This is a genomic window from Lyngbya confervoides BDU141951 (assembly GCF_000817775.3).
GTDB classification, from domain to species: Bacteria; Cyanobacteriota; Cyanobacteriia; order Thermosynechococcales; family Thermosynechococcaceae; genus Lyngbya; species Lyngbya confervoides.
In genome coordinates this window covers 123,292-145,940 of the sequence record NZ_JTHE03000044.1, presented here as the reverse complement: position 1 = coordinate 145,940, position 22,649 = coordinate 123,292, and the positions used below count along the sequence as shown (strand labels likewise).

General features: G+C 52.7%; 21 protein-coding genes, 1 tRNA gene and 1 other RNA gene. 14 read left to right on the top strand and 9 right to left on the bottom strand.

What is annotated here, in order from left to right:
• Positions 1 to 8 precede the first annotated feature (8 nt).
• Both mtnB and QQ91_RS07690 read right to left on the bottom strand, forming a co-directional pair.
• A complete protein-coding gene (mtnB, locus tag QQ91_RS07695) occupies positions 9 to 695 on the bottom strand; it encodes a methylthioribulose 1-phosphate dehydratase (protein ID WP_166274634.1) in 687 nt (228 codons plus the stop codon).
• Complete coding sequence (locus QQ91_RS07690) at positions 695 to 1,636, bottom strand: c-type heme family protein (RefSeq protein ID WP_166274632.1); 942 nt, start codon at positions 1,634 to 1,636, stop codon at positions 695 to 697. The genes mtnB and QQ91_RS07690 overlap by 1 nt, the downstream gene beginning before the upstream one ends.
• A 266-nt stretch (positions 1,637 to 1,902) precedes the next feature.
• Between QQ91_RS07690 and QQ91_RS07685 the strand changes: the two genes are divergently transcribed.
• Positions 1,903 to 2,751 carry a phosphate/phosphite/phosphonate ABC transporter substrate-binding protein gene (locus QQ91_RS07685; RefSeq protein WP_166274630.1) on the top strand — a complete coding sequence of 283 codons (849 nt, stop codon included), beginning with the start codon at positions 1,903 to 1,905 and terminating at the stop codon, positions 2,749 to 2,751.
• A gap of 57 nt (positions 2,752 to 2,808) precedes the next feature.
• Here the strand turns inward: QQ91_RS07685 and QQ91_RS07680 are convergent, their stop codons facing one another.
• On the bottom strand, positions 2,809 to 3,990 hold the full coding sequence (locus tag QQ91_RS07680; protein ID WP_166274628.1) for a tetratricopeptide repeat protein: 1,182 nt from the start codon (positions 3,988 to 3,990) through the stop codon (positions 2,809 to 2,811).
• 351 nt (positions 3,991 to 4,341) lie between these two features.
• Here QQ91_RS07680 and QQ91_RS07675 point away from each other — a divergent pair, with 351 nt between their 5' ends.
• The 3 genes from QQ91_RS07675 (at position 4,342) to ffs (ending at position 7,667) form a co-directional block, all read left to right on the top strand.
• Positions 4,342 to 6,360, top strand: coding sequence for an elongation factor G (locus QQ91_RS07675; RefSeq protein WP_250833289.1), 2,019 nt, complete (start codon positions 4,342 to 4,344; stop codon positions 6,358 to 6,360).
• A gap of 227 nt (positions 6,361 to 6,587) precedes the next feature.
• Positions 6,588 to 7,496 (top strand): glutamate racemase, encoded by a 909-nt coding sequence (murI, locus tag QQ91_RS07670; protein WP_250833288.1) that lies wholly within the window; start codon positions 6,588 to 6,590, stop codon positions 7,494 to 7,496.
• A 74-nt stretch (positions 7,497 to 7,570) separates the two neighbouring features.
• An RNA gene (ffs, locus tag QQ91_RS07665) (signal recognition particle sRNA small type) lies at positions 7,571 to 7,667 on the top strand.
• Positions 7,668 to 7,697: 30 nt separating this feature from the next.
• Here the strand turns inward: ffs and purM are convergent.
• Positions 7,698 to 8,735, bottom strand: coding sequence for a phosphoribosylformylglycinamidine cyclo-ligase (purM, locus tag QQ91_RS07660; protein ID WP_166274626.1), 1,038 nt, complete (start codon positions 8,733 to 8,735; stop codon positions 7,698 to 7,700).
• Positions 8,736 to 8,860: 125 nt separating this feature from the next.
• Between purM and QQ91_RS07655 the strand changes: the two genes are divergently transcribed.
• The 6 genes from QQ91_RS07655 (at position 8,861) to QQ91_RS07630 (ending at position 14,038) form a co-directional block, all read left to right on the top strand.
• Complete coding sequence (locus tag QQ91_RS07655; RefSeq protein WP_166274624.1) at positions 8,861 to 10,123, top strand: MlaD family protein; 1,263 nt, start codon at positions 8,861 to 8,863, stop codon at positions 10,121 to 10,123.
• Between the two features lies 1 nt (position 10,124).
• Positions 10,125 to 10,271: a hypothetical protein gene (locus tag QQ91_RS07650; protein WP_166274622.1), complete on the top strand. Its 147-nt coding sequence runs from the start codon at positions 10,125 to 10,127 to the stop codon at positions 10,269 to 10,271.
• A 58-nt stretch (positions 10,272 to 10,329) separates the two neighbouring features.
• Positions 10,330 to 10,869: an FHA domain-containing protein gene (locus QQ91_RS07645; RefSeq protein ID WP_166274620.1), complete on the top strand. Its 540-nt coding sequence runs from the start codon at positions 10,330 to 10,332 to the stop codon at positions 10,867 to 10,869.
• Positions 10,870 to 11,071: 202 nt separating this feature from the next.
• The gene (locus QQ91_RS07640; protein ID WP_166274618.1) at positions 11,072 to 11,500 is read left to right on the top strand and encodes an ATP-binding protein; all 429 of its coding nucleotides are present in this window, start codon (positions 11,072 to 11,074) and stop codon (positions 11,498 to 11,500) included.
• A gap of 165 nt (positions 11,501 to 11,665) precedes the next feature.
• Positions 11,666 to 13,249: a methionine--tRNA ligase gene (gene metG, locus QQ91_RS07635; RefSeq protein ID WP_166274616.1), complete on the top strand. Its 1,584-nt coding sequence runs from the start codon at positions 11,666 to 11,668 to the stop codon at positions 13,247 to 13,249.
• Positions 13,250 to 13,381: 132 nt separating this feature from the next.
• Positions 13,382 to 14,038, top strand: coding sequence for a LabA-like NYN domain-containing protein (locus QQ91_RS07630; RefSeq protein WP_166274614.1), 657 nt, complete (start codon positions 13,382 to 13,384; stop codon positions 14,036 to 14,038).
• On the opposite strand, the gene QQ91_RS21825 is transcribed toward QQ91_RS07630, so the two are convergent.
• The 4 genes from QQ91_RS21825 to QQ91_RS07615 form a co-directional block, all read right to left on the bottom strand.
• On the bottom strand, positions 14,013 to 14,174 hold the full coding sequence (locus QQ91_RS21825) for a HepT-like ribonuclease domain-containing protein (RefSeq protein WP_375340942.1): 162 nt from the start codon (positions 14,172 to 14,174) through the stop codon (positions 14,013 to 14,015). The genes QQ91_RS07630 and QQ91_RS21825 overlap by 26 nt on opposite strands.
• A gap of 1 nt (position 14,175) precedes the next feature.
• Positions 14,176 to 14,385, bottom strand: a complete 210-nt coding sequence (locus tag QQ91_RS07625) for a HepT-like ribonuclease domain-containing protein (protein WP_201277049.1) — start codon at positions 14,383 to 14,385, stop codon at positions 14,176 to 14,178.
• Positions 14,386 to 14,434: 49 nt separating this feature from the next.
• Positions 14,435 to 14,602: a nucleotidyltransferase family protein gene (locus QQ91_RS07620; protein WP_201277048.1), complete on the bottom strand. Its 168-nt coding sequence runs from the start codon at positions 14,600 to 14,602 to the stop codon at positions 14,435 to 14,437.
• A 139-nt stretch (positions 14,603 to 14,741) separates the two neighbouring features.
• A tRNA-Ala gene (locus tag QQ91_RS07615) sits at positions 14,742 to 14,814 on the bottom strand.
• 190 nt (positions 14,815 to 15,004) lie between these two features.
• Between QQ91_RS07615 and QQ91_RS07610 the strand changes: the two genes are divergently transcribed.
• Entirely contained in the window at positions 15,005 to 15,148 is a 144-nt protein-coding gene (locus tag QQ91_RS07610; RefSeq protein ID WP_250833287.1) for an isochorismate synthase, read from the top strand.
• A gap of 116 nt (positions 15,149 to 15,264) precedes the next feature.
• Here QQ91_RS07610 and QQ91_RS07605 read toward each other — a convergent pair whose 3' ends face one another.
• Entirely contained in the window at positions 15,265 to 18,000 is a 2,736-nt protein-coding gene (locus tag QQ91_RS07605) for an AAA family ATPase (RefSeq protein ID WP_166274610.1), read from the bottom strand.
• A gap of 177 nt (positions 18,001 to 18,177) precedes the next feature.
• On the opposite strand from QQ91_RS07605, the gene QQ91_RS07600 reads away from it, so the two are divergent.
• The 3 genes from QQ91_RS07600 (at position 18,178) to QQ91_RS07590 (ending at position 22,630) form a co-directional block, all read left to right on the top strand.
• Positions 18,178 to 18,807 carry a J domain-containing protein gene (locus tag QQ91_RS07600; RefSeq protein ID WP_166274608.1) on the top strand — a complete coding sequence of 210 codons (630 nt, stop codon included), beginning with the start codon at positions 18,178 to 18,180 and terminating at the stop codon, positions 18,805 to 18,807.
• A gap of 235 nt (positions 18,808 to 19,042) precedes the next feature.
• Positions 19,043 to 20,098 (top strand): uroporphyrinogen decarboxylase, encoded by a 1,056-nt coding sequence (gene hemE, locus QQ91_RS07595; RefSeq protein WP_236095852.1) that lies wholly within the window; start codon positions 19,043 to 19,045, stop codon positions 20,096 to 20,098.
• Between the two features lie 270 nt (positions 20,099 to 20,368).
• On the top strand, positions 20,369 to 22,630 hold the full coding sequence (locus QQ91_RS07590; RefSeq protein WP_166274606.1) for a caspase family protein: 2,262 nt from the start codon (positions 20,369 to 20,371) through the stop codon (positions 22,628 to 22,630).
• The last annotated feature ends 19 nt before the right edge of the window (positions 22,631 to 22,649 follow it).

Sequence of the window (22,649 nt, the reverse complement as noted above, 5' to 3'; positions counted from 1 at the left end):
CCTAGGGGCTAAGGCTGGATTAACAGCTTCCGGTAGGTTAGCTCGAATAGAAATTCTAGTATCTCCAGGTGTCGCTGGGCACTAAAAATTGAATCGCCCCAGGTGTAAAGACCGTGCCCGGCCAGTAAAAAACCGTAGGCGGGCTGTGCCGTCTCCAGCCAGGCCCCCACCTTCTGGCTTAATTCCTGCATATCCTGGGAATTGGCAAAGATGGGAATCTGAACGTGACAATCGTGGGTGGTAATACCCGCCAGGCCCTTTAGCATTTCGTAGGAGCCTAAGGTCACATAGCCCTGGGAGGAAAAGTGATCGCTCACCAGAGTGGCAAAGAGGGAATGGGTGTGGAAGATGGCCCTTGCCTGCGTTCGCTGGGCAATACAAAGATGAAGTGCCGTTTCCGCAGACGATTTTCCCTTGCCCCAGACCACCTGCTGGTGTTCATTGACGCCAATGAGACACTGGGGATCCACCCGGCCCTTATCGACTCCACTGGGGGCCATGACTAGCAGCAAGGGGTGGCGAGTGGCCAGGTAGCTAAAATTTCCGCCAGTTCCCTGGGTCCAGCCCTGCTGATGAATTGAGGCCAGGGCCTGACAGAAAGCGATCGCCTCCGGTGAAGGGTTGAGGGTTGCCCCAGGGGGAGTCTCCGATGAATCCGGGGTGGGAATAGCGGGATCGGTGGGGGAAACAGCCATTACTGGGGAGGATTGGGGGGATTTTGGGGCGAATTCAACATGTTCATTGCCATATCTAAACTGACTTTGAGGCGGTTCAGGGAGGAGGCTAAAATGCCAATTTCATCCTTAGACTGGTGCTTATATTCCGAGGCCGCTTCCCCTGTACTCACTCTCTGAGCCCAGGTCGACATCTTTTGCAGGGGCGAAATAATTGACCGGTTCAAGAATAGGTTCAAAATGCCCAGTGCCACCAGAAACCCCACCAGTAAAATGCCCAGCACCGACAGCTGTAGCTGACGCGCCTGATTAAACACCTGACTGGCCGGGACCGAAACCATCTGCGCCCCCACGATCTCGTTCAGCTTCCAGCCGAAGCCATTTTGGTCGCCATAGCTAATGAGCTGGCTCTTGGGCGCTGCTTCCGGTGTGCTGTGGCAGCGAAGGCAGCTTTCCTTTTCAATTTTGATGGGATTGGCCACGTAAAATAGTCGCACACCCAGGTCGTCTCGAAATCCTGTGACCTGTCCAGTGGCCTCATTCTTCCGAAACTTTTCAACGATCCTGGCCTCAAATGGGTTGGCCTGGTCGCGAACGTTTGTCGGGTTTAAAGTGGCTTCTTTATAGTAGAAATACTCATAGGGCTTTTCGCCGTTGTCTGCGCTTTCACGCTTTCTAAGATACTCAAACACTTGGCGAGCAGAATATCCTGGCACTGTTTCCTCAATAAAATCAGTTTCCGTTTCTAAACGGGCGGCGAGTTCTGGATTGACCTCCTGGCTGGTGTAGGTGCGAACCGACTGCATGGTTTCCATGAGCAGCTGCGCCTCGGAGGTGATTTCTTGCTCTGCGTTGCGCTGGAGCAGTTGGGATAAAAATAAACCGCTAATGGCGATAATGATGAGGAAAACCGTTAGCAAAATGACGTTTAATTTTGCACCAAGCTTTAAATTATTTAGCATTGACTGAGCCTTAATTCTTTTGGGCGATCGCGACAAGCAATTCCCTGATTAGTTCACACCAGGATGGGGCCTGTTTCAATTATTAACGACTCTTTTCAGCGTGTCTATGACTGTCATGAAAATTACAAAACCCTGAAGCCTGGGTTAATTTTGCCGGTTTTTCAGGCACCCCAGTTTTCAATCCTTCTCACACCCCAGAAGCAGCGGCGAAAGCCGTGGGGATTCTCAGAGTATTCTGAGGTGAGCACTGTTGATCCGTTTCCAGCATGATCAGACGACGATTTTTAGTTTTAGGCGCTTTAGCCCTCGTGAGTACAGCCTGTGGGAATCAGGCTAAATCTCCCAGTCAGTTGGTCGTTGGGGTTTTGAGCTATGGCGAGGGCGCAACGTCCCTCGAAAAGCATGACGGTTTAAAGGCCCATCTAGCCCAGTCTTTGAAAAGTATCGTGCAATTGGAACCCGCCCTAAACGAGGTTCAAGCCATTCAACAAATTTCACAAAAATCCTGGGATGTGGTGATTGCGCCCCCAGGGTTGGCGGCAATTGCCATTTCCCAGGCCCAGTATTCCCCGGTCATGCCGCGGGTGGGAGCCAATCAAGAGCAGCGATCGATTCTGGTAGTGCGTCAAGAGAGCCCCGCTAAAACCCTGGATAATTTAGGAAATCAGGTGGTGGCACTGGGGCAGGAAGGGTCGGCAACCGGGTACTATTTTCCCATCTATAACCTCTACGGCCTCACGCTCTCCCAGGTGAAGTTTGCCGCCACCCCTAAACAGGTTCTAGAGTGGGTCGACAAGGGAGAAGCAGAGGCCGGGGCACTATCGCTGCAAGAGTTTGATCTCTACAAGCAAGAGTTTGACCGCGATCGCTTTCGGATACTCTTCCGAGATTCCCACCCGGTGCCAGCGGGGTCGATTCTGGTCAGCCCCAACCTCTCCGAGGAAACTCGTCAGTTACTCGTGAAAAGCCTGGAAAAATCACCGCTGCAGGTCCTTGAAGATGTGGGCTTTGCGCCCAATGCCGCCCCCCCCAACTACGATTATCTGATTCGCGTTGTCAAGCGCGTTCGGCCCATTGCCCAGCGGATTCGCCAGCAGCCGGCACCGCTGTACTGAGATCAAGGGGTTGACCGCAACCTCAGGCTGCAAGCTCAGGCTGCAAGCTCAAACTCCTTACCGAATCGTAGCCAGCAGCCGCTGCACTTGGGCGACGCCTTCACTGTTTTTCTGCTCCCCGTAGAGCCGTTGTGCTATCTGCAATGCCTCAATTGCCTCGCGATTGCGGGCGCGATCAATGAGCGCTAGGGCCAGCCGATAGTGGGTTTCGGGCCGCCGCGCATCCCCCTTTAAAGCCTCACGGTAGGAAACTAGGGCCCCGAGCGAATCTCCCTGGGCTCGCTTAACATCTCCGATCCCGTTGTGGGCCTCGGGATAGTTGCGATCGCCCCGGAGGGCTCGCCGATAGGCCAGCATGGCCTCCTCAAGCTTGCCTTGATCTCGCAGCAAATCACCCAAGCGAACATTCACCACCGGATTGCTGGGATCAACCTGGGCGGCCTGTTCAAAGGCTTGGTTAGACTGGGCTAGATTACCGCGCAGGGAATGGGCCAGCCCCAAATTAACCCAGGCGGAGCCCCGTTTCGGATTGATAGTGACCGCTTTTTGAAAGGCCGCGATCGCCTCATCTAGCTGATTGGCCTTGAGCGCCAGCAGTCCTAAAGCCTCTTGGGCCGAATCATTTTGAGGGTTAAGCTGAATAATGGACTGATAGGTGTTGAGGGCATCTAGATATTTCTGCTGGCGACTGAGAACGACGCCCAAGCCTTCAAGGGCTTCCATATTTTTGGGATCGAGCTGTGCTGCTTGCCGGTAAGCCCGCTCGGCCCCGAGGTTATCGCCCAAGTTAGCCAGGCTATAGGCCAGGGCATAGTGAAAGTTACTGTCCTTAGCATCCAGGGCAATGGCCTTTTGGTAGGCTCGGGCAGCCTCGGCAAATTTTCGCTGACGGGCCTGGATGTAGCCGATGGCTGATTGAATTTTGGGATTTTTATCATCCAGCTGGGCGGCATAGACGTACGTGCTCAGGGCTTCGTCCCAACGTTGGGCTTGCACCAGCGATTTTCCTTGCTTAAACAGTCGATACAGCTGCTCCGCCTTAGTGTTTTCATTGATCTGCGCCTGGGCTGAGGCTGCCCCTATCGTGGGCAAATTCGCAAGGGTAGGAGCCGTCAGAAAAATTGCCGCCAAACTTGCGGAGAGAGCCAAACCATAGCCCCGGATTGGCCTTTTGCCCCGGAGACTGACTCGACGGCGGTTGAGGCAAGGCACGTTAAGTGGAGAAGTGACGATCATCATTGGTCGTTTACAAATGAACTAAAAAATTTACCCCCTTTAACCTGTCCTTAAGATTTATGGGATTTTTAATCAATGCTGACGGGGTTGAGTTATACCCAAAGGAAGGTGGTTCAGTCTTAGATAGACCTCAGTTTAACTGTTTCAGGGAGAAATCAGCATAGGCATGTCTACCGTTCTAGCCTAAGTGAGATGTAATGGCTCTAGGACATGTATCGCGAAGCCCCAATCCAGACCACAATATGCCCGATCGGACTGAACTGCTCTGACTGAACTGCTGTGCTGGAAGTTTCCGCAGTGGAAGTTTCCGCACTCTTGAATGATGAGCACCCAATTTATCAGAACAGGGAGGCGATGATGAGTCATTTCCGTAATGTGGCCTTGGTGGGGCCTTACTCAAGTGGTAAAACCACGCTGCTAGAGAGCTTGCTCCACCTGAGCGGCGCAACAACCCGAAAAGGCTCGGTGCGAGATCAAAATACCGTGGGTGATGCCAGTCCTGAGGCTCGCGATCGCCAGATGAGTACCGAAGTGACGGCTGCCAGTATTGAACATGGCGGCCTTTCTTTTACCTTTTTAGACTGCCCCGGATCCATTGAATTTTTGCAAGAAACCCTAAGCGCTCTGGTGGGGGTGGACGCAGCTGTTGTGGTGTGCGAACCGGACAGCCAAAAGGTGCTTAATCTCGCTCCCATCTTTCAAAAGCTAGATGAATGGGAAATCCCTCACCTTATCTTTCTCAATAAAATGGACAATGCCCTGGATAACTTCCCGGACGTATTGAATGCGCTCCAGCAAGTGTCCAGTCGTCCACTGGTGTTGCGCCAATACCCTATCTATCAGAAGGAACAGATTACCGGCTTTATTGACCTGATTACCGAGAAGGCCTACCAGTACCACGAGAACGCCCCAGCGGATTTAATTCCCCTACCCGATTCCCTCCAGGATTTAGAAACCGATGCCCATCGCCACATGCTGGAGGCTTTGGCAGACTTTGACGACCACCTGTTAGAGGAGATCATTGAAGACATTCATCCTTCGGAGGAAGAGGTCCGGGCCGATTTTAAGATGGAGCTAGGGGCTGATTTAATTGTGCCGGTGCTGATTGGCATGGCCAGCCAGTCCTTTGGGGTTCTGCCTCTGTTGACCGCCCTGAGGGAAGATGTGCCCGATGCTCAGGAAACAGCGGCGCGCCGCGGCTTTAAAGCCACCTCCGATGTCCCCGTCGCCCAAGTGCTCAAAACTTACCTGCTTCCCCAAGGAGGCAAGCAGTCCCTGGTCCGAATTTGGCAGGGTTGCATTGACGATTCCATGAGTCTCAAGGCAGATCGGGTCGGAGGCATTTACCGCATGCTGGGTCAAAGCACCAAGAGTTTGGGGCGAGTCGAAGCGGGAGATATTGTTGCCATTAGTCGTCTGGAAACGGCAAAAACTGGCGATGTGCTCTCGCCTCCAGGGGAGGCGATGGCCACCAATGGGCTTCAGGCAGAGCGTCTAGAGCCAGTGTTCTGCCAGGCCATCACGGCAGTCCATCGCAAAGACGAGGTCAAAATCAGCACCGCTCTGGCCAAAATTGTCGAAGAAGATCCCTCCCTGGCCTGGGAACACCGCGACAGCACCCACGAAATTTTGCTGTGGGGTCAGGGGGACATTCATCTTCAGGTAGCCATCGATCGCCTCAATCGCAAGTACAACCTGCCTGTAAATACCCATCGGCCCCATGTGCCCTACCAGGAAACCATTCGTAAATCCACGAAAAGCCATGGAAAATACAAGCATCAGACCGGTGGGCATGGCCAGTATGGAGATGTTTATCTGGAAATTCATCCCCAGGGCCGGGGCGAAGGGGTGCAGTTTGAGCAAAAAATTGTGGGCGGCGTTGTGCCCAAGCAGTATATTCCCGGCGTGGAAACGGGGGTTCGGGAATATCTCGCCCAGGGAATTCACGGCTTCCCGATTGTGGACGTCTCGGTGGTGCTCACCGATGGGTCCTACCATTCAGTGGACAGTTCGGAGCAGGCCTTTAAGCAAGCCGCGAGGGTTGCCATGCAGCAGGGCATTCCGGACTGTGAACCGATCTTGCTAGAGCCGATTGAAAGCGTGACGATTTCGACTCCCACGGACTTTACGTCCAACGTATTGCGCCTTATTACCAATCGGCGCGGTCAAATTCTCGGCTACGAGGCCAAGAAAAACTGGACGGGCTGGGATGAGGTGTCGGCCCATCTGCCCCTCTCTGAGATGCAGGATCTGATCATTGAGTTGCGATCGCTCACCCAGGGCGTCGGCTTTTTCCACTGGCAAGATGACCACCTGGATGTGGTGCCCGACAAAATTGCGGAGCGGGTTCTCGCCAAAACCAGCGACGACTAGGGACCTCCCTGGGGAGGGCCAAAGGTGAGGGAAAGAGCCCCATGGGAACGCCTGAGGTTGGTTCACCTCCGTACCTAGCACCTCCCTGGTGATCTGGCGGCAGGACCGCCTATTTTTCAACCGTAACCGCGGTCCTGCTCAACATCCCATGGAAATTAAAGCCTCTCAATCCGTTGACGAATCCGTATTTTTACCTGTTCAATGTGGATGGTTGTGAGGACAATTGGGTGAACCATCGCAAAGCGGTTTCTTTTTCTGGTCTGACCTTAGCCCTTGGTGCAGCCAGTCAGACAGAGGCAAGGGGAAATGCCTTACCCATCGGTGTTTTCGACAGTGGGGTGGGAGGCTTGACGGTACTCAAGCAGCTCCAGCGTCAGCTTCCCCAGGAATCCTTCGTGTATTTTGGCGATACGGCCAATGTGCCCTATGGGGGGCGCAGTGGAGCCGAGCTTCTCGGGTTTACCCAGCGGATTCTCGACTGGATGCAGGCTTTGCCCGTCAAGATGGCGGTCATGGCCTGTAACACCAGCTCAGCAGTCACCCTAGAGCAGGTCCGACACGCCTATTCCTTTCCTATTTTGGGCCTGATTCTACCGGCAGCTAAAGCCGCTGCCCGACAGGGAACACGGATTGGCCTGATTGCGACCCAAGCAACCGTAGATAGTCAGTGCTACCTCCGGGCCCTTCAGGAAATTAAGGGCGATCTCGCGGTTTTCCAAGTGGCCTGCCCGGAGTTTGTGCCCTTAATTGAGCAGGGGAAGCTAGAGTGCCAGGAAACGAGAGAAATTGTGCAGGCTAGACTTCAGCCCCTGATTGAGGCTCGGATTGATACCTTAATTTACGGCTGCACTCACTATCCGCATTTATCTCGGGTCATTCAAGCTGCTCTTCCTGAAGGCGTCAGCTTAATTGACCCGGCCTTGCACATTGCCCAGGCCGCTGCCCAGGAACTGCATCTGCTGCGGCTCCAGACCAGCGCTACAGAACGGAAGAAAAAGAGTAAAGTTGCTTATTTTGTCAGCGGTTGTCCAGAACGGTTTGCCGATCAGACCTTTCAACTAACGGGACAAAGACCCAGCGTGGTTCAGGTTCCAGCCCCGCAGCCCCAAGCCAGCAAGGACGTCATCGTCCATTGATTCCTTGCCTAGGATGGGGCCTATTTTTTTTGACTTCCTGGGGATTGACACCAGGAGATGCTAGGATCTTTGGTGGCTCGGACCCACGCGATCCCAACGCCCAAATCTTGTCAGGACCGGAAGGTAGCAGCAATACGGGATGCTTGAGATAGGCGTGGACTCCGGGCCTTTTGCCTTCAATAGGATCTCCAAGTGCAATCCCTAAGATTCCACAAGGGGAATCCCCTTTAACCGGCCATCGCCGTTGACAACCTGGCCGATGATGTAAGCGCCGCGAGTGTGGTCATGGAAGAAGTCCCGTGCTGCCGTGGCTTGCTCTGGGGGCACTAAAACAACATAGCCAATCCCCATGTTAAAGGTATCGAACATGTTGGCCTCCGTGATGGATCCTTGCTGAGCAATCCATTCAAAGATGGGGAGTCTGGGCCAGCTAGTGGAATCTAGCTCAATAGACTGGCCTTCACCGTGACAGCGGGGCAGATTTTCTGGCAGTCCCCCTCCGGTAATGTGGGCCATCCCGTGGATATTCATCCCGGCCTTAAAGGCCGCTTGAATCGCCTGAACGTAAATAGCTGTGGGTTCTAGCAGAATTTCTCCCAGGGTGGGGCCGCCAAGGTCCTCAGGGCGATCGCCCCAGCTTAACTGCTGAGTTTCAACAACTTTTCGGACCAGGCTAAAGCCATTGCTGTGGACCCCGTGACTGGCCAGCCCGATGGCGATATCTCCGATCTGCACCTGGGTGCGATCTAAGAGCCGATCTCGCTCCACAATGCCGACGCAAAAGCCAGCAAGATCGTACTCCTGGGGTTGGTAAAACCCTGGCATCTCCGCGGTTTCCCCCCCCAGCAGCGCGCACCCAGCCTGGATGCACCCCTGGGCAATTCCGGAAACCACAGCCTGCAAATCCTTGGGATCAAGGATACCTGTGGCTAAATAATCTAGAAAAAACAAGGGTTCGGCACCGCTGGTCAGAATATCGTTGACGCACATCGCCACTAGGTCAATCCCTACGGTATGGTGTTGATGAAGGGCATGGGCCAGTTTTAGCTTTGTTCCGACGCCGTCAGTGCCTGAAATCAGGACAGGATGGCGATAGCCAGCGGGAATTTCAAAGGCCCCCCCAAACCCCCCCAGGCCCCCCAAAACACCCGGACGGTAGGTTTGCTGCACGGTTAACTGAATGCTGCGGACAAATTCTCGTCCTGCTTCTAAATTGACGCCCGCCTCTTTGTAATCCATACCGCTTTGATTGAACTCACCCCACTATTCTAGAGTCGGATGCCCCCCTATAATTGCCTAGCCCACTTTTGACCTGTCTGTGAAGTTCCCCAGGGTCAACGCTCACCTGATGCAGGAGGATAACAATGCAATCACGTGCGATTAAGGAGGGATCCGTTGGACTGCTGCTGCTAGGGGGAGCCTTGCTTCTAGGCGGTGGAATTTTTTGGATGAGAGGCTTGAACTTTCAGGGGCAGAGTTATCAGCTGCAGGCAGAACTGCCCGATGCCCTGGGCCTGGATGCTGGCAGTCCCGTGCGCTATCGCGGCGTCAAGGTGGGGCAGGTGAATCGGGTGCAACCTGGGACCAACGGGGTCTTAGTGGAGTTCCAAGTGCGGCCCGCCACGCTCCTGATTCCGCGCGACAGTCTGGTGGAAACCAGTCAGTCCGGCTTTGTGGGGCAGGTTACCCTCAATGTTACTCCGCCAGCAGACAGTGCCCAGATTCCCAGTACCCCTGGTCTGACTCCCTTTGGTGACAGTTGTGATTCCGCCCTGATCCTATGTGATGGCGATCGCCTCATTGGTCAATCTGGGGCCACTTTTGATGAACTCATTCGTTCCACCACCCGCATCGCCAAGCTGTTGGGGGACGGCGACCTCCTCAGCACCACCAATACCACACTCAAAAATTTATCCCTGGCCGCCCTGAGCTTTCGAGATCTCAGCCGCAATGCTAACCGCACTCTGGGAGAGTTGAGTTTGTTGAGTCGAGAGGCTCGCCGCGAACTAGGCCGAGTCGATCAAATTCAAGCCTCAGTGGTCCAAGCGGCAACCTCCGTCACTCGATCCGCCGATCAATTGGGCAATTTAGGAAACCGCTTTATTCAAACAGCCGATCGCATTGATACCGCAGCCACAGGCGTAAGCAGCCTAATCCAAGATAACCGGGGGACGCTCCTGACCACCCTTGATAATCTCAATGAGGCCAGCCAGGAGCTCAACCTTGCCATCAATGGCCTGACGCCCATCCTCAGCAAGGTGGAGCAAAGTCAGATTATTGAAAACTTAGAAACGCTCACAGCGAATGGAGCCCAAGTCAGTCAAAATCTCAAAAGCGTCACAGCTACCGCCAACAGTCCCCTAGTGCTGGTGGGCCTGGCCAAGACCCTGGATGCCGCTCGCGTGACCTTTCAAAATACACAAAAAATCACAACGGATCTCGAGCAGGTGACCGGAAATGCCGAGTTCCGCGAAAATTTGATTCGTTTGATTAACGGTCTGAGTAAACTGCTCTCCTCGACTCGGGATCTTGAGAAACAATATAATGCTGTGCAGCAGCCTGTGGCACCCACTGCCTTCGTAGAAGAGGCGCCAGCCCCACGAGTTACTCCTGAGAAGAGAGATTGATATGTCTGAGAAAAAGTCCAAACTGATCCCCATTTTGACCGGTGCGATTTCCCTGATTCTGGGGGTTGCCTATCTGCTGCTGGTGCAGTTTTTAGATTTTAGAGGTGAGATGATTCCAGCCCCTCCCCTGTCGGTCCTGTTGTTTTAGAGACTCATTGCGGGAACCTTAGAGGAAGAAGCTTTCCCCTATCAATCAAGTAATTGACATGTCATCCTCTGATGGATCCCCAGTTCAAGAGCGTCATTTATTTCTGCTTCACGTTGACACAACTCGCGTCATTCAACTGTCGTCGAATTTTGTGCATGTGGGTCGGCATCCATCCAATGACATTGTGATTGACTGTGATGTGATCTCTCGTAAGCATGCCACTTTTTTGAGGGTGCCTTCCCCCAACTCCCAGGAGTTTGACTATCGCCTAATTGATGGAGAACCGAAACAAAATCAAGCTAGTCGCAACGGTATCGCCGTCAATGGCAAGCGATGTTACCTTCACCTTCTCAACCATGGAGATCTCATTAGCTTTAGCAATGTGATCAAAGGAATCTATTTAAAGGTTAAAATCCACGACGATAAGCTGAATCAATATATTTCCATTATTTCAGGGGCTAAGGCCATCAATGCCCAAACGCGTGACAGCATTGAGGCCATGACTCGTGTTTTCTGTCGACGCCCTGTTTTTCTGACCTCCGAAGACCCCACGTCTATTATGCTAGAGGCTCCGCAGCGAGAAAGCCTGGCTTACTGACCCCCCCTATCCCACCGCGGGGGCTTGGAAGAAGGCGGGGTTATTGGCTATAGTGAGAGTAAATTCATAGCTGCTTCCGATGTTGCGTTGCACTGTGATCAGCTAGGCCAAGTCCACGTTGATGCGGCTGGTTGCGTGGGGAATGGTCTGAGTAATCAGGTCAAGCAGGGGAATCAATCCTTACGAAGCATGGAGCTATTCTGTGATTGCGTTATCGTTGCGCCCTTCACAACGTCGATGGCAAACCATCACCTTCCCTTCTACCCTTTATTTATTCCCAATTCTTGATCTTCTTCTGCAAGAGGTTCCAAGCCATCTTTACTGGGATATGCGCTTAGGGCTGCAAGAAGCTCTGGTTAATGCAGCTAAACATGGAAATTCCCTTGATCCCAGCAAGCTTATTGAAGTGAAGTTTGCGAAGCAGCGTCAGACCTACGTCTGGATGATCGCTGACCAAGGGCAGGGATTTTGCCCCCCGGTGAGTTGTCATTGGCCAGCCCAGCCATCCCCCTGTCCTGAGCATCGCCAGGAATGCGGACGAGGAATTTTCATTCTGTTTCAGGTGTTTGATGAAGTGGCCTGGTTTAACGAGGGCAAAGAGCTGCGGCTGACCAAGTATCTGACCGATTGAATGGCCTGGTTGTCCTGATCAATTCACCTGATTCAAGGATTGTCCGCTTTTTTGCCGCGAGCACGGAAGCCGCCTCAGTTTATAAAACTTTTGTTGCTCTGGGCATCCAGTTTATGATGGGTTTTACGGTGGAGATGCCTGCATGCCCGCTTATGATTGCTGTTTATGAATTCTCTTGAACGTTCCACGTTTGCCCTCACCACTCCGCTTTACTATGTCAACGGGTTACCGCACATGGGGAGCGCCTACACCACCATGGCTGCTGATGCCCTGAGCCGGTTCCACCGACTTTTGGGGAAGGAGGTTCTTTTTGTTACCGGGACCGATGAGCATGGCCAAAAAATTCAGCGCACTGCCCAGGCCCTAGAGCGATCGCCTCAAGAACACTGCGATCTGATTGTGCAGGGGTTTCATCAGCTGTGGCAGAAATTAGACATTCAATACGACCGCTTTAGTCGCACCACCAGTCCCCGCCATCAGGCGATTGTCGAAGCATTTTTCGAGCGGGTGTGGAATCAGGGGGATATCTATCTAGGTCGCCAGCAGGGCTGGTACTGCGTTGGGTGTGAAGAATTCAAGGAAGAGCGTGATTTGTTAGACGGTCACCTCTGCCCGCTCCATCGCAATCAAGCAACCGAGTGGCGCGACGAAGAAAATTACTTTTTTCGTCTTTCTAAGTATGAAGACGCCCTCCGCAATTTTCTACAGGATCACCCTAACTTCGTTCAGCCAGAAATTCGGCGCAACGAAGTGATGAGCTTTATTGGCCGGGGTCTACAGGACTTTTCAATTTCCCGCGTGAATCTGGCTTGGGGGTTCCCCGTCCCTGGGGATTCCAAACATACTCTATACGTTTGGTTTGATGCGTTGCTGGGCTACATTACGGCCCTGGTGGATCCTGAAGCAGAGCCGACACTGGAGAATGCCCTGAAAAAATGGTGGCCGATGAACCTGCACCTGATTGGGAAGGATATTCTCCGATTTCATGCAATTTATTGGCCTGCAATGTTGATGTCAGCAGGTCTCCCCCTGCCCGATCGAGTGTTTGGCCATGGCTTTTTGACTAAAGACGGTCAGAAAATGGGCAAGAGCCTGGGAAATACCCTGGATCCTCTCGCCCTGGTTGAGAGTTACGGTCCCGATGCAGTTCGTTATTATTTCCTAAAGGAAATTGAGTTTGGGCGAGATGGAGACTTTAATGAAGAACGGTTTATCAATATTATCAATGCGGATTTAGCCAACGATCTGGGAAATTTGCTCAACCGAACTTTAAAGATGGTGTTTAAGTATTTTGGAGGTGTGTTACCGAACGTGGGTCCTGAGGATATTGATCCCAGTAATCCTCTGAAACAAATGGGATCTGACCTGGGCGCCATCGCTTGCGAAGCTTACAGTGATCTAAACTTCTCCCGAGCTTGTGAAGCTGCACTCTCCCTGGTGCGGGCAGGCAACAAGTATATTGATGAGCAGGCTCCCTGGAGCCGCTATAAACAGGGGGATTTGGAAGCAGTGCAGGAGATTCTTTACGCGGTGCTTGAATCCGTGCGCTTAAGTGCTTTTATCCTAAGCCCAGTCATTCCCAACATTAGTTCTAAAATTTATCAACAATTAGGACTTTCGTCAGCATTTCCAGATAAGGTGGTAAATGGGGACCCTCGTAATTTCTTTAAGACTCAAGGCTTGTGGGGAGGATTACCCCCTAATCAGGTGTTCTCTGAACCCACGCCTGTTTTTCTGAAAATTCAGTAGCCGAGCGGCTTCATCCCCTTTTAGTAAACAGCTTTAGCAATTTTTAGGGCGATGTCGATGGACATCCAGAGTTTATCGTTGCTTGATTGTCTTGTTAATTTTCATTTTTTATGAAAGAGGCTTTAATATTAAATGTCCAGCGTCCCAGAGACAATTGAAAACTTAGAGGTGCAGGAGACTCTTTTTTCTCCCAGTCAGGTATTGGAAAATCGCGGTCGAGTCGCAATTTTCATAGATGGGTCAAATTTGTTTTATGCAGCTCTCCAGCTTGGAATTGAAATTGATTACACCAAGTTACTGTTACGTTTGACCTGTGGGTCTAGACTGTTGCGATCGTTTTTTTATACTGGGGTTGATCCCAGTAATGAAAAGCAGCAAGGGTTTCTGCTTTGGATGAGTCGCAACGGATATCGAGTGATTACCAAGGATTTGGTTCAGCTACCAGACGGATCTAAAAAGGCAAACTTAGATGTTGAAATTGCCGTCGACATGCTGGCGCTAACGGGAGCTTACGATACCGCGATTCTCGTCAGCGGAGATGGTGATTTAGCCTATGCGGTGGATGCGGTTAGCTATCGTGGGATCCGGGTTGAGGTGGTTAGCCTGCGGTCCATGACCAGCGACAGTTTAATCAATGTTGCCGACCGATACATTGATCTTGAGCATATCAAGGACGACATTCGCAAGGCATCGCGAACCAGCTATACCTATCGCCCGCTTTCGGAGAACCCCAACGCCACCAAATCCTCAAGTCGTAAGGTTGTCAACCCAGTCGAGTCATCCGGGTAAGCACGACACGCGCTGCCGGAAGCAGATCATTTGTGGGTCTGGGAGTCCTTGGGAATTCATTTTGAACGACATCCCAGAGAATATCTGCATCCAGATAGAAGTAGGTGTGCGCGATGATATTTCTGAGGCCAGTGATGTTAAGCTAGGGGACTTGCGGGTATTTTTTTTGGGATGTTTTGGGGAATGTTTTTGCGGGCTTCACCAATAATCTGCAAGTTGAGGGTGACGGCATCAAGGATCAGTGGATTATTGAGAAAGTCATCTTTTCCCAATCCTTGGGTATAGCTTTGGATTTTATCAATGCTTGTTTTAATATCGTTCGAATAAAGCTTGAGGCTTCTAGACATATTTTGCTTCGGCTAATATTTGGTCGCGGATCACCTCTTTTAAGGATTTTCAGGTGACTAAATCCACGGAGGTATCGAACAGGTCTTCCAGGAAAAACTTAAGGGTCATGTACTGATTTAATGTGGTTGCGGTACGAAATTCGACGAGAAAATCGAGGTCGCTGGTTGCGGTGGCTTGGTTGTGGGCGGTGGAACCAAACAGCGCTAGGGTTTTCATATAAAGCGATCGCCCTCAAGACAACACCTCACCCAATGGCATAGTTCACCGCTTGACTTCCACAAAGACGCCGAAGCTCAGCGCTTGGGGCACGACCGAAATAATCCAAAAGCCCTACCAAACAGCCTTTCCAGCAAAATGGAGCTAAGCGGACTCGAACCGCTGACCCCCTGCATGCCATGCAGGTGCTCTACCAACTGAGCTATAACCCCTTAACTAAGCTTTATTCTACAACTCAGACCCCGATAGCACTCAAGATAATTCTATAATTATTTATAATTTTTAATCCTGAAACGATTGGCCCAGCTCATGGGTCAGGCTAAGATCTAAGGTGTAGGAAGTATTGACGGACGTCACTACCCTTCTGATTACTCTTTGTTTGTAAGGAAGGTCGCTATGAGCATGATGGAACGGTTAAGCCGCATCTTTAGCTACATTTCAGAGGCTGTGGGGCGGATTTTTTCGCCGATTACGGATCACTATCCCGCTACTGGAGCTTTACCCTACGAAGGCGATACTCATCACTCCTCGAAATGGGCTGACTAATTCTTCAGGATCAACCCTGTCAACACACTAAAATCTATCAACCTTTTTAATAGAGAGGGCATTGAAAGGAGAAGGCGATCGCCTTCTCCTTTCAATGTAGGAGCCCAATGGAGGAGCTAACGCTGGGGGGAGTTAACGCGAATGATATGCTCCGTGATGTTTTCAAAGGTGTCATCGTGGCTGATCACAAAGAGCTGCTGAAATGAGCGGAGATTGCCAATGGCTTCGGCTAACTGCGATCGCCGCAGTTTGTCCATATTGGTGGTGGGCTCATCGAAAAAAGCCACGTCAATGTCGGCCAGGGTTTTCAGGAGCGCCAACCGCACCGCTAAAGCCGCGCACATCTGTTCGCCCCCAGATAGGCTTTTAAAGGTGCGCCAATGGCCATTTTCCTGAACCTGAATATCGTAGTCCTCAGTCCAGCGCAGGGCCACATCGGGACGATTGAGCAGTTCCCGAAACAGGCGATCGGCTTCAAAGGTAATGCCCTGTAAGTAAAGTTCGCTAATTCTGGGACCACTGTGCTGGTAGATGCGCCGCGCCTCCTGGATGAAATCGCAGGTTTGCTGCCTTTGCTGCAAAAGCTGGCGATCGCGTTGGCAGGCCGCCTCAATTTCCTGTCGCTGTTTCTCGTCCGCTTCCAAGGCCTGAAGCCGCTGCTGCTTTGGCGCCAGGCCCCCCTGAAGCTGGCTCAATTGAATGAGGGTTTGCTTGACCTGCTGCTGGATCGCTTGCAGTTGGGATTGATCCACCGTCGCTGCCAGGGCCTGAATGTTCCCTTGCAGATCCTCATGGGCGGACTGCAGGCGTTGTCGATGGGTTTCGGATTCTGCGAGGGCAGTGGTTAGCGGCCGAACCTGGGCAGCGATCTGCTGATGCTGTAGGTAGATCTGGTAGCCTGGCTGACACTGCCTTAGGATGGCCTGTGCCTGGTTCATGGCGTCTTCCAGTTCCTCAAAGTCCGAGAGTTTCGCCGTTACGGCATCAATTTGTTTCTGTTGCTGATCGAGCTGATCGGCCAGCTGCTCCACCTGCTGGTGAAGCGTGGCTCGTTCTTGAAGCTGTTGCTGTAGCATCTGGATTTGCTGTTTGGGATTATTAAGCTGGGCCAGATGCTGTTCACAGCGATATAGCTGATCCTGGAGGGTGGGCTGATCTTGGAGGGCCGCCAAATTTTGGTCAATTTTCCCCTGACAGGCACTTTGCTCCTGCACAAGAGTCTGGAGCTGCTGCCGCTGTAACCTTAGCGCCTGGACCTGACTTTTCAGAGATTGCAGGGATTGAATTTGCTGGTTTAAATCCTTGAGCTTCAGATTGAGTCGATCCGGAGACGCAGCCTCGTCTAGCTCCACCAGAAGCTGATGCAGAGATTTGAGCAATCCGGTATTGAGAATAGCGCCCTCCTTGAGGACCTCAGCAATTTTGGTAGTTCCGGGTTGCGCTGCAAGCTGTGACAAGATCTCCTGGACCGCGGCACGATGGCGATCGCGGTCCTGTTTTCCCCGCTGAAAAATGGCTTGAATCTTGGTTAACCAGTCTTGGGAGAGTTCGCAATGCCCCAAGGCCTTCAAGGTTTGCTGATGGTCCTGCTCCAGGGTCGGCAGCCTCTGAAGCTGATCCTGGTGGGCTTCCACTGCCTCAATCTGAGCCACCAGTTCCGCCTGTCTGGCCTGGTTCTGGGTCAGCTGAGCTTGCCACTGCTGAATTTGGGACTGTTGGATAGCTAAATCCTGCAGCCGCGATCGCAGGGCCTGTTGCTGTTCCTCTAGCTGTTCCTGTTCGACCACCAGGGGCTGGAGAGCTTGCAATTCCACAGCACGCTGGGCCAGGGTATCCAGCCGGGTTTCCAAGGTAGAGTGCTGGATGGCTAAGGACTGCCTGACGGCTGTGATCTTCTCTCGCTGCTTGATCAGACGCTGCTGGGTCTGCTGCTGCTGCTGGATCTGCTGCCATTGCTGCTGGATCCGCAAATAGCAGTCGTAATCGGCCTGGTGAGTTTGGCAAAGGTGATCTGCGGACTGGGCCTGCTGGAGAGAATTCTGGATCTGCTGATGGTGCGTGTCCTGGCGCACCCGATCCTGCTGCAGTGCTTGCGCTTTTGCCTCTAGCTGATGGATCTGATTGACGGTCTCCTGCATTCTCTGAAGCTCCGCCTGCTGCTGATTGAAGCTGGTGGTGGACTGGGCGATCGCAGCCTGGTCCGCCGAAATCTCCGTGGTCAGTTGGGCAATCTGGGTTTTAATCTGGTCCCAGTCGGCGAGCTGAGATGTCTGGATTGCAAGGTGCTGGGTGAGCTGTTCAACCTGGCCTCGCGCGTAGGCCTCTAAGGTTCGGGACTGCTCGTAGGCCTGTTTGTATTCCTCAACCTTCAGAATTGGATCAAAAATGCGCTTACGGTCGGCAGGACGCTTGAGAAAATCGGCGGTGAAGGTTCCCTGGGGAATCCCAATGGTTTCTGCAAACAGACGACTGAGATCCGTTGCCGGGGGGACGCCTAGATGTTCGCACAGCCAGCAGTGGACATCTTCACGCTTGCGGATGTTGAGCTTGGTATTTAATTGCGGATCGTAAATTTCATAGTCATAGCCCCGCGTGGATCGAGAAACTCGATAGCAGCGATCATCCAAGCTAGATAAAAATTCCACACTAGCCTGAGCGGTTTTAGACCCCATGCGCACCAGCTCTTTTTTTTGATAGTCGCAGTGATCAAACAAGACCCAGGCAATCGCTTCAATGAGGCTGGTCTTTCCGGCACCGTTTTCACCGCAGATGGCGTTGGTTCCCTGAGCAAACTCAAAGAAGCTGTCTGCATGTCCCTTAAAGTTTTTCAGCGCCAGATTCAAAATTTGCATGACTCAGCGGCGTTGGTAATGTTCTTTTTCAAAACGTGAATAAATTAAACGTAATTTATCGTTCAGGACATATCCATCGTGGAGGAATAACCAACCCGATAGGATCATAAGCATACAAAAACTCCAACCTTCTCAGTGTCCTGAGGTAATGGTGCATGTTTCCGAGGGAAATGAGCCATGGACGAGCTTCTGGAACAATATCGAATCCTAGACGTGACCGCCAGTACGTCGTGGGATCAGCTCAAGCAAGCCTATAAGGATTTGGTGTTGGTCTGGCATCCCGACCGGTTCTGTGGTCATCCGCGTCTACAGCGCAAGGCGGAGGAAAAGCTCAAGCTCATTAATTTGGCCTACCAAAAGCTGAGCGAGTCTCACCGCCTTGCTCAGAGGTCTGCCCCTTCCAATCAAGGGGCAGATCCTAGTCAGCCCCATGGTGGACAAGATCGGCGATCGCCTCCCCGTTCCGCAAGACCAGGCCGCCGTCACTCCCGTCCTCAGCAGGCACCGCCTAGATCACCCTCCTCTTGTCCCAGTGCAGGGGGCGCTATTTCCTTTGCCCAGGCCGAGTTTGTCATCCAAACCTTTCCGTTCTTACCCCTCCAATCCGATCTGTCAGACCGTCGGCATTACAAAAGCGGTCCCTTCTGGATTGAAAGTGTGCCAGAGCGCAAGTTTCTAAAAATCATGAACTTGTGCGACTCCATTAACGGATTTCATCCAATTCTCCTGTGGATTCCCTGCAAAACCTCAGGCATCTTCCTGGGACATGAGGCAGAACAGCTCATCGGACTGCTCCCTAGCCCGTAGTCCATCACTGGGTCCATCACTGGGCCCATCACTGGGCCCATCACTGGGCCAGGGCCACACGCTGATCACCCTAGACCAATCCGAACTGTTCACAAAAAATTTACATTTTCCAAGCAGCCCACAGGTCTAGATTGCCTGGGCTGGGTAATCCCAGGGCAGTTCAGGGAGGGCCATTCAATCCTAAACTAGACATTGCGTCCACTGGTTTAGTATTTGTTGGGAGACCGCATTTTATATGGCTGAAATGACCGCGACTTTACCGCGCATCCTCCGAGCTGTTCGCGGAGAAGAGTTAGATCGTCCCCCTGTTTGGATGATGCGTCAGGCTGGACGCTATATGAAAGTGTATCGAGACCTGCGTGAAAAGTACCCGTCCTTTCGCGAGCGATCTGAAAATGCAGATCTTGCGGTAGAAATCTCTCTTCAGCCATACCATGCTTTCCAGCCGGACGGAGTCATCTTATTTTCGGATATTCTGACACCCCTCCCCGGCATGGGCATCGATTTTGACATCCACGAAGGGCGCGGTCCCATCATTGACCCGCCCATTCGAACTCCGGAACAAATTCGCAACCTCAAGCCCCTTGATCCGGAGGCTTCGGTTCCCTTTGTGGGCCAGGCATTAAAAACGCTGCGGCAGGAGGTGGGAAACCAGGCCACTGTTCTGGGCTTTGTTGGATCTCCCTGGACCCTGGCGGCCTACGCGGTGGAGGGCAAAAGCTCTAAAAGCTACAGCATTATTAAGGGCATGGCCTTCTCCGAACCTCAGCTTTTGCATCAGCTGCTTTCTCACCTGGCAGACTCCATTGCCACCTACGTGCGCTACCAAATTGAGTCGGGCGCCCAGGTTGTGCAGCTCTTTGATTCCTGGGCCGGTCAATTGAGTCCGCAGGATTACGAAACCTTCGCGCTTCCCTATCAGCAGCAAATTGTTCAACAGGTTAAACAAACCCATCCAGAGACGCCCTTAATTTTATACATTAGCGGTAGTGCCGGGATTCTCTCCCGCATGCCCCAATCCGGCGTCGATATCATTAGCCTGGACTGGACGGTGGACATGGCCGAAGCCCGCCAAATGTTGGGGCCAGAGAGAATGGTGCAAGGCAATATGGATCCGGGTGTGCTGTTTGGGTCGCAAGATTTTATTCGCGATCGCATTTTAGACGTCATCCGCAAAGCGGGGAAAAAGGGCCATATCATGAATTTAGGCCATGGAATTTTGCCGGGAACACCGGAGGAAAATGCGGCCTTCTTCTTTGAAACGGTGAAAAATTCTCACCAGCTTCTCTAGGTTGTTCGTGAGCTGAAGACAGCCCTTCGGTGCCAAATTTCAGCCCCTGTATTGTTTCGCCGCAGCGCCACGTCCCCAGGGATCGTGGCGTTTTTTCCCGGCTTTATCCCTGACTTCGGGGGCTTTGGCAGACGAGTCTCGCTCCTGCTTCCTTGGAAGTCAGGCAAATGGTTTGGATCGAACCGAGTGGTTAGGCAAACGGTAAACTGCCTGCATGGCGCAATTGCCCAATTGAACCCAGGCGGGCTGAGGAAGGATAACGGAATGCAGATGAATCGGCGAAAATTTCTGCAAGGCGCTGGCCATGTTGTTGCTGGTGTAGGGGTATTAGATACGATTTTTGCCCTGCTGGAAGCGCCCACTGCCCAGGCCCAGCCGTCGCCGCAGAAGCTGGCCCTACTGGTGGGGATTAACCAATACCAGAACCGCGCTCGATTTCCTGACCTACGAGGTTGTCTGAGCGATGTGGACCTGATGCAGCATCTGCTGATTTATCGGTTTGGATTTCAGCCCCAGAACATCATTGTTCTGCGCAATGAGGATGCCACTCGCCATGGGATTGAGCTGCTGTTTCAAAACCACCTGATCGAACGCGCCCAAGCCTCCGATGTGGTTGTCTTTCACTTTAGCGGGTTTGGTCGATACCTCTTGCCCCAGTCTGAACCTTCAGGAACCCAAGCTGTCTATCAAAGCCCGGCCCAATATGCGCTGATGCCCTACGACGCCTGTCCAGAGGCGGAAGCTAGCGCTGGCCCCCCCCAGATCAACGCAATTTTACAAGAAACGCTCTACCTACTGCTGCAGTCCCTGAGGACGGATCGGGTGTTCACGCTCCTCGATACAGGGTTCCACTACCCCGGCAGCCCTCGGCTGGAGCATTCCAGAATTCGGGCGCTGCCAGCGGGGTTGTTAAGGGAGGTAACTCCTGAGGCATGGGCAGTGCAAACGTCCCTAATGAGTCGGAATAAGCTCAAGCGATCGCAGCTCACCGAGAAGCGCCTGAGCACCCCTGCTCGCGGCGTAGTGGTTACCGCCGCCTCTCTCCAGCAGTTTGGCATTGAGGCAGATTGGTCCGGGTTTTCTGCGGGCGCCCTGACCTACAATCTGACGCAAGAGCTTTGGCATACTGCCCCCAACGCCGGCCTCGCCACCCAGGTGAGTCGCGCCTCAGAAGCCCTTGCAGAGGAGTTTAGCCTCACGCAGCAGCCGGAGCTAGGTGGGCAAAAAAAAGTTGCCTTGACGCGAGATCTGTTGGGATTACCAGGAGGACCGGCTGGGGATGGCATTGTCCTGCGCACTGAAATGAAGGGTCGACATGGAGACTGCTGGCTGGGGGGAATCTCTCCTAGCCTTCTCAAAACCGACCACGCCTGCTTTGTGTTTAGCACCATGCCCCACTCAGCAGAGACCACTGGGTCCGCTCTGATGCGTCTCAATAGCCGCAAAGGACTGTGGGGCACTGTTCACGTTCTACAGGGTGAGGCCTTGATCCCAGATCAGCAGTTTAAGGAAAAGTTTCGCATCCTGGATCGATCCCAACCCCTGCGACTGGCACTGAGCAGTCGCCTTGATCATGTCGAGCAGGTGGATGCAACAAGCGTATTTTCTGGGCTAGGTTCGGCCATCAAAGTGGTCAAGGCCGACCAATCGGCGGATGTAGTACTCACGAAACTGGAGCGCTTAATCAAAGACCCACCCGCCGCTGACAGTGAAGGGACGGCGGAACGTTCCCTGCAGATTTGCTATTGCCTTTGCACGGTGGCGGGGGACGTGCTGCCAGCAACCGTTAGTGACAAGCCGGAGGCCATTAAAAATAGGCCCGAGGCCTTTCAGGATACCTTTAGCGTTCTAGCCTGGAATCAATGCCTGGAACAGCTGGTGAATCCCCACGCCTCCGAAGTTATGGCGGGGGTCAGCTTGATGACCCAGAATGAGGCTGGCAATTCGGTTTCCCTACTGGCCAAAAGTACCGTTGCCAAGGGCTTGAACCTTGCCCCGGCCCTGGGATCTGAAGGTCAGATTTTGACCCCTCGCGCCACAACTCGCTTTCAGATTCAGCTTCAGAATTACGACAGGGTTCCCCTGTATACCTACGTGTTTGGCTTCGATGCTCAGCCCAATGCGATTCTGGTATTGAGTTCTGTTCCCCCCACAGACAATCCCAGTGAACATCTTGGGTTTACTCCCTTCAAGGTGGAGGCAAACCAGTCCCTGACCCTACCCACTCCAGAGGATCTGTTTAGTTTTTATGGCCCTGCAGGCATCAGCAGTTTCTACATTTTATTTACCAAGCAGCGTCTTCCCCTAACGGACAGAGCCCTTGATGGGGCGACTAAAACGGTGAACAAAAGCGCTCAGCCCAAGCAGGTGAAGCTCGCCGATCCAGCACAACTGCGAGATGCCCTCCTAACCGATCTCGACACCCTCAGTCGGCCTTCAGCCCAGGTGGCCGGTTTGATGGATGAATCTGCCTGGCAGCTGGCTATGGATCAGTGGGGCATGTTGAAATTTGTCTATCAGCTGTTGGGTTGACATCCTCTCCCTCTGACCT